This is a genomic window from Salegentibacter salinarum (assembly GCF_900168115.1).
GTDB classification, from domain to species: Bacteria; Bacteroidota; Bacteroidia; order Flavobacteriales; family Flavobacteriaceae; genus Salegentibacter; species Salegentibacter salinarum.
Window position 1 is genome coordinate 1 of record NZ_FUZC01000033.1, and the last position, 8,985, is coordinate 8,985.

Here is an 8,985-nt window from a genome sequence, read left to right on the forward strand (position 1 = left end):
ACCTTAAAAAAAGCTGGGACACCCTGTGTAAAACATAAACTCCAGTATTTACAAGGGGTTAGAGGTTATGAAGGGAGGAGCCGCACAAAACAGGACTTACCACTTCATCCCGTGGAATGAGTAATTATGATATGCTGAACCTTCAGATGGAAACAGCAAAACGGCAAATAGAATTCGCAATGAGAAAACGAATTCAGAAAATTGTGTTTATTCACGGGGTAGGCGAGGGAGTCTTAAAAGCCGAGCTGGATTTTTTATTGGGTCGATACGATAACCTTAAATTTTATGATGCCGATTACCAGAAATATGGTCTCGGTGCTACAGAAGTTTATTTCTTTCAGAATGTTTAATCTTCTATATCAGTTTCCTCATCCTCATTATCCTCATCCTCTTCGTTTTCCTGTTGCTGGTTAGTAAATTGTTGAAAAGGAATTCTTGTAACATCTACTCTCCCCAGGATATAAGAATCAAACCGAATATCTTCCCCGCTACCATCCTGCCTAATTAAATTGAAATTTTTAATCTCAATGGTAGACCTATAACTTCTTGTAATATGATGGTCTAATTGAAGATCGTGTTCAAAATTAGGATCAAAAACATCTTTATTCAAATAATTTGGAAAACCATCTACTTCAGCTGTAGGTATTGGACTTAAAAAATCATCGTTATTTTCGTCAATGGCTCTTTGTACATCATCGGGATCAATTTCGTGACGGGTTAAAATCCCATCATTATCATCATCGGGATCAAGATAATCAGGTATTCCATCTTCATCTGTATCTAAATAGCCTTCCTCCGTTGTGGGGTCTTCTGGGCTACCATTTTTTTCAGTTGCTGTTGGCACATTATCATTATCATCGTCAATATCTAAATAATCCGGGATACCATCGCCATCAGTATCCAGATGATCGCCATCGGGGTCGTAACCCTCTTCGCCGTTTGGTATGCCATCAGCATCGGCATCTGCTTCCAGGGTTATATCATTAAACCTGGTTGTAATTTTTGCAACTCCGCCGGCAGAAACATATTCTTCTATAACCCTTGGAGATCCTGGAGGTACTCCCTTACAAAAATATTCCCCTCCGGTAATTTCGCCATCATAAATTCTGTAAACCAATCGGTTGTCTTCTCCCGAAAGATTAATCTCTAAATCCTCACTAACATCTAATGTTAAGATTGTTTGTGAAAGCGTGTCTCTTAACCTGTTGTCATCCAATTCCAAAGACATAGATTCGTAAACATCTTCATTATTAACTGCCCATAAAACTTTTTTGTCATCAATTTCACATGGAGTTAAATCACTGTTTTCCAAATCGAAACTGGTCACGGTAATATCCCCATCGTCACAGGAAAAAAGGGCAAAAGAGAAAAATAAAGCTGCAAGAATCTTTTTCATAATATGCTAATATATCTAAGTGAAACAAAAATAGCGGAATTAAGGATTTTTAGGGCAGGTTCTTTTAAATAATTTTATTTCGCTTAATTTTGCGGTGATGAAAAATGTATACCTCGATTCTGCCGCAACCACGCAAATGCGTGACGAAGTTATAAACCGAATGACCTCTGTAATGAAAGAGGTTTACGGAAATCCTTCTTCTACTCATTCTTTTGGAAGATCTGCCAAGTCGCTTGTAGAACAGGCCCGTAAAACCGTAGCCGGTTATCTAAACGTAAAAGCTTCAGAAATAGTGTTTACTTCCGGTGGTACCGAAGCCGATAACCTGGCGTTAAATTCTGCGGTTCGTGATCTTGGAGTTAAGCGAATAATCACTTCAAAAATTGAACACCACGCGGTTTTATATACCGTGGAGCAACTTCAGGATTGTTTTGATGTTCAGGTGGATTATGTAGAACTTGATTCCTGCGGAAATATAAAAGAACTGCATTTGGAGGAATTACTGAAATCTTCAGATAAAAAGACTTTGGTAAGCCTGATGCACGTAAATAACGAAATTGGAAACAAACTGGATATTAAAAAAGTTGGGAAGCTGTGTAAAGAGCACGACGCCTTATTTCATTCAGATTGTGTGCAATCGGTAGGGCATTACAATCTAGATTTTAGTGAAATCCCTGTTGATTTTACTGCAGTTAGTGCGCATAAATTCCACGGGCCAAAAGGGGTAGGATTTGCTTTTATTAGAAAAAACAGTGGATTAAAACCACTTATATTTGGAGGAGAGCAGGAACGTGGCCATCGCGCAGGTACCGAAGGTGTTCATAATATTGTTGGCCTGGAAGAAGCATTAAAACTTTCTTTAGATAACTTAGAGAAAGAAAAAGCTTATATCGCCGATTTGAAAGATCATTTTATTTCAAAATTAAGAGCTGAAATCCCCGGCGTGAAATTCAATGGCGATTGTAGCGATTTCACAAAAAGCACCTATACTTTAATAAATGTTTGTTTGCCGGTTCCTGCCGATAAAGCTTTAATGCTGCTATTCCAATTAGATTTAAAAGGAATTGCCTGTTCCAAAGGCAGCGCCTGCCAGAGTGGTAGCGATAAAGGTTCTCACGTGTTAAATGCATTTTTGGAAGAAGAAGATCTTAAAAAACCATCGGTACGATTTTCATTTTCACGGTTTAATACGAAAGAAGAATTGGATTACGTGGTGAATACGCTTAAAGAATTTATTGAATCCTAAAGTTTTTCCTGAAGCTGACCTGAGTCATATTTTTTAGTTTTTAATCGCTGTTTCTTTGTAAAGAAAATACCCCATTGGGGTTTTAAAAATATAAAGTTATGGCTGAAAAACACGAATACCAGGTAGATCTTACCTGGGTAGAAGACCGAAAAGGAGAAGTCAGCTCTCCTGAACTAACTGATACAATTGAAACTGCAACGCCACCGGACTTTCCAAAAGGAATGCCCAACATCTGGTCTCCTGAACATTTTCTTGTTGCCGCGGTAGAAAGTTGTTTAATGACTACTTTCCTGGCAATTGCAGAGAATTCAAAACTGGATTTTATCAGTTTTAAATCAAAGGCAATTGGAAAACTTGATAAGGTTGAAGGAAAGTTTCAAATGACAGAAATAATTCTTAAACCGGTATTGAAAATCGCCGATGAAAGTAATGCCGAAAGAGCAAAACGAATCCTAGAAAAAAGCGAAAAAGCCTGTTTGATCTCCAATTCCATTAAAAGCAAAATTATACTCGAAGCTGAGGTTGTAATTGTCTCTCAAGAAAAGGTGTAGTCTAATATTACACGATCACCATCTAAGCTATTGATCGTCTTCCTTTGTTCAATAACGTTCATTTCTTCATTGCGAGCGAGGAACGAGCGTGGCAATCTTTTGTTTAAAGTGTTTGTTTCTCACGTCATCCCGAACTTGTTTCAATATCTAGGTTGTTTACAAATGGAATGAATTTCCCGAACAGATTGCCGCGCCTGGTTCACATACTCCTCAGCATGACTTTCATTACGTCATCGGGAGCGAAGAGCAAAGAAGCGCGGCGATCTCTTCCCAGGGTTTCTTCTTCACGTCATCCTGAACTTGTTTCAGGATCTAATTCCTGACGATCTGTTTTAAGGATTTTCTTCTCCAAAATATCAACATAACAATGTTTTCCTAAAACAATAATTGTTGGTATCTTTGCAGCCCTAAAAATCGTTTAACTTCTACAGAAACAGGCAGGTGTATGAATAATAAGAAGGTCGCATTTTATACCTTGGGCTGCAAGCTCAACTTTTCAGAAACTTCTACCATTGCAAGATCTTTTAGAGAAGAAGGTTTTGAGCGCGTAGAATTCACCGAAGAAGCCGATATCTATGTGATCAATACCTGTTCGGTTACTGATAATGCCGATAAACGCTTTAAAACCATTGTAAAGCAAGCGCAAAAAGTTAACGAAGATGCTTTCGTTATAGCGGTAGGCTGCTACGCCCAGTTAAAACCGGAAGAACTCGCAGATGTTAATGGTGTGGATTTGGTTCTTGGTGCAACTGAAAAATTCAAAATCACAAATTATCTAAACGATCTCACTAAAAACGATCTTGGAGAAGTGCATTCCTGTGAAATTGACGAAGCCGATTTCTACGTGGGCGCTTATTCGATTGGAGACAGAACCCGTGCATTTTTAAAAGTTCAGGATGGCTGTGATTACAAATGTACTTATTGTACCATTCCGTTAGCACGTGGAATTTCCAGAAGTGATAAGTTGGAAAATGTTTTAAATAACGCTGCTGAAATTTCCGCAAAGGGAATTAAGGAAATAGTTCTTACCGGGGTAAATATCGGCGATTATGGAAAAGGAGAGTTCGGTAATAAAAAACACGAACATACTTTTCTTGACCTGGTAAAAGCTTTAGATGAGGTAGATGGCATTGAACGTCTAAGAATATCTTCTATCGAGCCGAATCTGCTTAAAAATGAAACTATAGACTTTGTGGCCGAGAGCAATACGTTTGTTCCTCATTTTCATATCCCACTGCAAAGTGGAAGTGATGATTTACTCAAATTAATGAAACGTCGCTATATGAGCGGGCTTTATTCCGATAGGGTAGGGCAAATTAAAGAGGTGATGCCAAATGCCTGTATAGGAGTAGATGTTATTGTTGGTTTTCCGGGTGAAACTGAAGAGCGTTTCCTGGAGACCTATAATTATTTAAACGAATTAGATATTTCTTACTTGCACGTTTTTACCTATTCAGAAAGAGATAATACTCCCGCTGCAGATATGGAAGGTGTGGTGCCGACCAAAGTAAGAAAAAAACGAAGCAAAATGCTCCGCGGACTTTCAGCCAAGAAAAGGAGAGCTTTTTATGAAAGTCAGTTAGGAAATACCTACACCGTACTTTTTGAAGGTGAAAATAAAGAAGGTTACATCCACGGATTTACAGAAAACTACGTAAAAGTTAAAGCACCCTGGGATCCGGGATTGGTAAATACCCTGCATCAAATTGAATTAACTTCAATAGATGAAGATGGTTTGGTTAGGTTTGAATTTGCTTCAGAAAAAGTAGCGGTTTAAATATTAATTCCCACCGGCAGCAGGTCTTTGTACTTTCTTCTGTTTTTACGTATAAATTTAGCCACATCTGGACTCGTAGGCATTACACGTGTATTCCGTTCTTTAATTTCTTCTAAAACAGCTTCAATAAAAATATCCATATAACCTTCTTCTTTAAGAGCTTCAGGCATAAAGACTTTGGTTAAGAATATTTTTCGTTCTTGTTGAGCGTATTCTATGGTGGCAAGTTGTTGATTTATAGTAGTTTCAAACTGTCTTAAAAACTCATTGTCAGTAATTATAATTTCTTCGGCATTCATCATTTCTCTTTTTTCTGTTATAAACCATTAATGCAGTCAATTTAATCGGGTAAATCGACAATAATTAGCTGTAAAATTCTCTTTGAATTGTTAGTGTAAAGGTAGGTAAATAAAGCCTTTAAAGCTGAATTATTAGCAGCAAACAATAAAACTAAGGGCTTAAAAAAATTCTCCATTATTTTTAATCTTTCAATTGTGAAAGCCAAATAAATAGCAGTAATTTTGGAGTGCAAACTACCCCGGGACAAGCTTCCGGAGTATTTATATGAAATATTCGAAATAAATAATCAAAATATTTCAAAATTCACTTCATACGTAAATTTACGGCATTAGGCTAATGTTGAGTGTTATATACTTGTTAAAATGACTGAAGAAAACCAGTTAATTCACGTTTATTTTATGCCCGGTATGGCTGCTAATTCTTCTATTTTTGAATTTATAAAACTTCCTGAAAATCGTTTCAAAATGCATTTTTTGGAATGGATAATTCCTAAAAAAGATGAAAGTCTTAAAGATTACGCCGGCCGTATGAATAAATATATAGAACACGACAATGCGGTTTTAATTGGGGTTTCTTTTGGCGGGATTATTGTGCAGGAAATGGCAAAGAGCCTTAATCTTAAACGGCTTATAGTAATTTCCAGTGTAAAATGCAGGGAAGAGTTACCAAGGCGTATGCGCTATGCTGCCAGTACCGGTTTATTTAAACTAATTCCCACCAGTTTACTGGATTATGTAGATCATTTTGAAAAGATTGCGGTGGGAGATTTTATTAAAAAAAGAGCGAAACTTTACCGGCAATATCTTTCGGTTAGGAATCAGCGTTATTTAGATTGGGCCATAGAAAATATGGTTTTATGGAATTGCCCCAAAGCCCAAAAAGGCATTGTGCATATTCACGGCGATAAGGATGAGATTTTTCCTATAAAATATATTCCTGAATGTATTACCGTAAAAGGCGGTACTCATATAATGATTTTGAATCGTTATCGTTGGTTTAATAAGTACCTTCCTGAAATAATCCTTTCAGGAAAAATTGAAGAGAAAAATAAAAAATTGAATTAATATGAAAATTTTAAAATCTGCATTAATTATAGTGGGACTTTTCACTATTGTGTTTGTAAGTATACAAGCAGCTCAACAGTCTCCTGTTAGCGAAAACGAGGATACAGCTGAAGCAACCACGACCAACCAAAAAGACCGACCGGTAAAAGATTATAATATCTATGCGTTACCAATGCCTGAAAATATAAACTTTGCCGGGGAAGAAGTACCTATCAATGATCCTGATATTTACGAAAGAATGGATAGGGAATTACTGGTTAATACTTATTGGCAGTCTAATGCCTTGCTTTTAATAAAACGGGCTAATCAGTTTTTCCCAATCATAGAACCTATTCTTAAAGAAGAAGGTGTTCCAGATGATTTTAAATACCTGGCCGTTATTGAAAGCGGACTAACCCAGGCGGTTTCTCCTGCCGGTGCTAAAGGTTTTTGGCAAATTATGGAAGGTACAGGTAAAGATTACGGTTTAGAGATAAATGGAAACGTTGATGAACGTTACCATATTGAAAAATCAACCCGTGTTGCTGCCGATTATCTAAAAAAATCGAAGGAAAAATTTGGTTCCTGGACGATGGCCGCTGCCGCTTATAACGCCGGGAATAGAGGTGTTCAAAGACAATTAGATCGTCAAAAAGTAGATGATTATTACGAATTATTACTTGGGGAAGAAACCGGAAGATATATGTTTAGAATCCTTGCTATTAAAGAGATTTTAAGCAATCCTGAAGAATACGGATTCAATTTTGACGAAAAACATCTTTATAAGCATATTCCAACCAGAACAGTAAAAGTTGATACTGTGGTTAAAGATTTCGCCGATTTTGCACATCAGTTCGATATCAATTATAAGATTCTAAAAATTCATAATCCCTGGCTTAGGGAAGCGCACCTAAATAATGCTTCCAGAAAGGAATACGAGATTAAGATTCCTGAAAAAAACACTTACACTGCCGTAAAGTAAATGAATGCTTTCCTGGATAATTTCTGGTGGGTTCTTTTATCTGTCAATTTTTTAATCGTTTTTATAACGGCCGGTTATGAATTAATGCACTTCAGGGAGCCTGTAAAAAGTATCTCCCTCATTTTTGCTCTTTTTATATTTCCGGTAATTGGCCTGCTGGTATATTACTTTTTTGCCCAGGAATTCAGGAAGAGCAAGTTATTTAATCGAAAAAAACTCTACGACCAAAAAATAATTAAGCATTGGGAAAGTAAACTAATGCTTAATAAAAAAGATTTGATTGATTTAAATCAGGATTCCATTAAGCAAAAGATCAAACTGGTTCATCTTCTTCAGAATAACCAAAAGAAACCGGTGACTTTTCTAAATAAAGTCAGGATCCTTATAAATGGCGAAAATAAGTTCTCAGCCTTATTCGAAGATATTAAGAAAGCCAAACATCATATTCATATAGAATATTACATTTTTAACAGCGGAAGAATAGGAAACCGACTTATTTTATTGCTTTGCGAAAAGGCCGAAGAAGGTGTAACGGTAAGGGTGAGTTACGATTATGTGGCGAGTAGACTTTCTTCAAAAGCGGTTAAAAAAATGAAATCCTGCGGAATTGAGATTTATCCGTTTATGCCGGTTTGGTTTCCAAATTTAACCCGAAAGTTAAATTACCGTAATCATCGAAAAATGGCGATTATAGATGGGAGGGTAGGTTTTATCGGCGGAATCAATATTTGCGATGAATATGTGAATTTTGAGGAAAATCCGAAGGAAAAACTCTTTTGGCGAGACACTCATCTTAGAATTGAAGGTCACGCAGTAAAGTCTTTACAGGCCCAATTTCTATTGAATTTCAATTTTATTAGTGGAAAAGAACTCAAAATTGAAGACAACTTTTTTCCGAAGATAGATCTTCCCGAAAAAACTGCGGTTCAAATTGCTGCCAGCGGTCCCGATACCGATTGGCAGAATATAATGGAAGCCATTTTAACTGCAATTAATACGGCCGATAAATATGTTTATATCACCACTCCTTATTTTATCCCAAACAATCAAATTCTTACTGCGCTTTGTATGGCAAGCAGGATAGGAGTGGAAGTTAAAATCATTATTCCCGAAAAAGGAGACTCGGTAATAGCGCGTTATGCCACTAATTCTTATATCGAAAAATTACTGGAGTCTGGGGTGCAGGTATTTCATTACCATAAAGGAATGGTGCACGCTAAAACTATGGTGGTAGATGGGGTGCTCACCAGTATTGGTTCCTGTAATCTTGATAATCGCAGTTTTGATATCAACTTTGAGATCAATGCATTTTTATATGATAAAGAAGTAGCAGCTGAAATGACCCAGGTTTACAACAATGATTCCTATGAAAAGCAATAAGTCCTTCTCTCAAATTTAATATTTTATTTTCTAATTATTTCATTTTGATGATGTTTTTGGAGTGTTGAAATGTTGGCAAGTCTTTTCAGCCCTTGCTTACTTGTCAATATTTCAATACTTATAACCTGCTCCGCATCCTATATGTGGTCCTCGCCCTGGCGAAGCCACCAGCATCATTATGATTTTGATTATAAAACCTGTCCACTAGCTAAAAAATGTGATCCTTAATTGGCCACGTACACTGTTTTGTGATACAGGCTGAAATTGGTTTTGAGCTGGTTAGTATTATTTTTTGTTTTTTATGCAACAA

The 8,985-nt window shown here is 36.8% G+C and carries 8 protein-coding genes and 1 pseudogene; 7 read left to right on the top strand and 2 right to left on the bottom strand.

Annotation, left to right across the window (positions count from 1 at the left end; all coding sequences use genetic code 11):
• Nucleotides 1–95 precede the first annotated feature (95 nt).
• Nucleotides 96–350: pseudogene (locus B5X53_RS18655) on the top strand (Smr/MutS family protein); the annotation flags it as partial.
• Here B5X53_RS18655 and B5X53_RS18660 read toward each other — a convergent pair.
• Nucleotides 347–1,396: a hypothetical protein gene (locus tag B5X53_RS18660; protein WP_079714716.1), complete on the bottom strand. Its 1,050-nt coding sequence runs from the start codon at nt 1,394–1,396 to the stop codon at nt 347–349. The pseudogene B5X53_RS18655 and the gene B5X53_RS18660 overlap by 4 nt on opposite strands.
• Nucleotides 1,397–1,493: 97 nt before the next feature.
• Here B5X53_RS18660 and B5X53_RS18665 point away from each other — a divergent pair, with 97 nt between their 5' ends.
• The 3 genes from B5X53_RS18665 (at nt 1,494) to mtaB (ending at nt 4,970) form a co-directional block, all read left to right on the top strand.
• On the top strand, nt 1,494–2,642 hold the full coding sequence (locus tag B5X53_RS18665; RefSeq protein ID WP_079714717.1) for a cysteine desulfurase family protein: 1,149 nt from the start codon (nt 1,494–1,496) through the stop codon (nt 2,640–2,642).
• Nucleotides 2,643–2,740: 98 nt separating this feature from the next.
• Nucleotides 2,741–3,193 carry an OsmC family protein gene (locus B5X53_RS18670; protein ID WP_079714718.1) on the top strand — a complete coding sequence of 151 codons (453 nt, stop codon included), beginning with the start codon at nt 2,741–2,743 and terminating at the stop codon, nt 3,191–3,193.
• 445 nt (nt 3,194–3,638) lie between these two features.
• The gene (mtaB, locus tag B5X53_RS18675; RefSeq protein ID WP_079714719.1) at nt 3,639–4,970 is read left to right on the top strand and encodes a tRNA (N(6)-L-threonylcarbamoyladenosine(37)-C(2))-methylthiotransferase MtaB; all 1,332 of its coding nucleotides are present in this window, start codon (nt 3,639–3,641) and stop codon (nt 4,968–4,970) included.
• Here the strand turns inward: mtaB and B5X53_RS18680 are convergent.
• The gene (locus tag B5X53_RS18680) at nt 4,967–5,269 is read right to left on the bottom strand and encodes an N-acetyltransferase (protein ID WP_079714723.1); all 303 of its coding nucleotides are present in this window, start codon (nt 5,267–5,269) and stop codon (nt 4,967–4,969) included. The genes mtaB and B5X53_RS18680 overlap by 4 nt on opposite strands.
• 363 nt (nt 5,270–5,632) lie before the next feature.
• Between B5X53_RS18680 and B5X53_RS18685 the strand changes: the two genes are divergently transcribed.
• From B5X53_RS18685 to cls, 3 genes are read left to right on the top strand one after another with little or no spacing between them, the layout of a single operon-like run.
• Complete coding sequence (locus tag B5X53_RS18685; RefSeq protein ID WP_079714720.1) at nt 5,633–6,334, top strand: alpha/beta fold hydrolase; 702 nt, start codon at nt 5,633–5,635, stop codon at nt 6,332–6,334.
• Between the two features lies 1 nt (nt 6,335).
• Nucleotides 6,336–7,295 (top strand): lytic transglycosylase domain-containing protein, encoded by a 960-nt coding sequence (locus tag B5X53_RS18690; RefSeq protein WP_079714721.1) that lies wholly within the window; start codon nt 6,336–6,338, stop codon nt 7,293–7,295.
• The gene (gene cls / locus B5X53_RS18695; protein WP_079714722.1) at nt 7,296–8,675 is read left to right on the top strand and encodes a cardiolipin synthase; all 1,380 of its coding nucleotides are present in this window, start codon (nt 7,296–7,298) and stop codon (nt 8,673–8,675) included.
• The last annotated feature ends 310 nt before the right edge of the window (nt 8,676–8,985 follow it).

What these genes read in the sequence shown, in the direction of transcription:
- B5X53_RS18685 (WP_079714720.1), top strand. Translation starts at nt 5,633, where the DNA reads ATGACTGAAGAAAACCAGTTAATTCACGTTTATTTTATGCCCGGTATG.
- mtaB (WP_079714719.1), top strand. Translation starts at nt 3,639, where the DNA reads ATGAATAATAAGAAGGTCGCATTTTATACCTTGGGCTGCAAGCTCAAC.
- B5X53_RS18665 (WP_079714717.1), top strand. Translation starts at nt 1,494, where the DNA reads ATGAAAAATGTATACCTCGATTCTGCCGCAACCACGCAAATGCGTGAC.
- B5X53_RS18670 (WP_079714718.1), top strand. Translation starts at nt 2,741, where the DNA reads ATGGCTGAAAAACACGAATACCAGGTAGATCTTACCTGGGTAGAAGAC.
- cls (WP_079714722.1), top strand. Translation starts at nt 7,296, where the DNA reads ATGAATGCTTTCCTGGATAATTTCTGGTGGGTTCTTTTATCTGTCAAT.
- B5X53_RS18690 (WP_079714721.1), top strand. Translation starts at nt 6,336, where the DNA reads ATGAAAATTTTAAAATCTGCATTAATTATAGTGGGACTTTTCACTATT.
- B5X53_RS18680 (WP_079714723.1), bottom strand. Translation starts at nt 5,269, where the DNA reads ATGAATGCCGAAGAAATTATAATTACTGACAATGAGTTTTTAAGACAG.
- B5X53_RS18660 (WP_079714716.1), bottom strand. Translation starts at nt 1,396, where the DNA reads ATGAAAAAGATTCTTGCAGCTTTATTTTTCTCTTTTGCCCTTTTTTCC.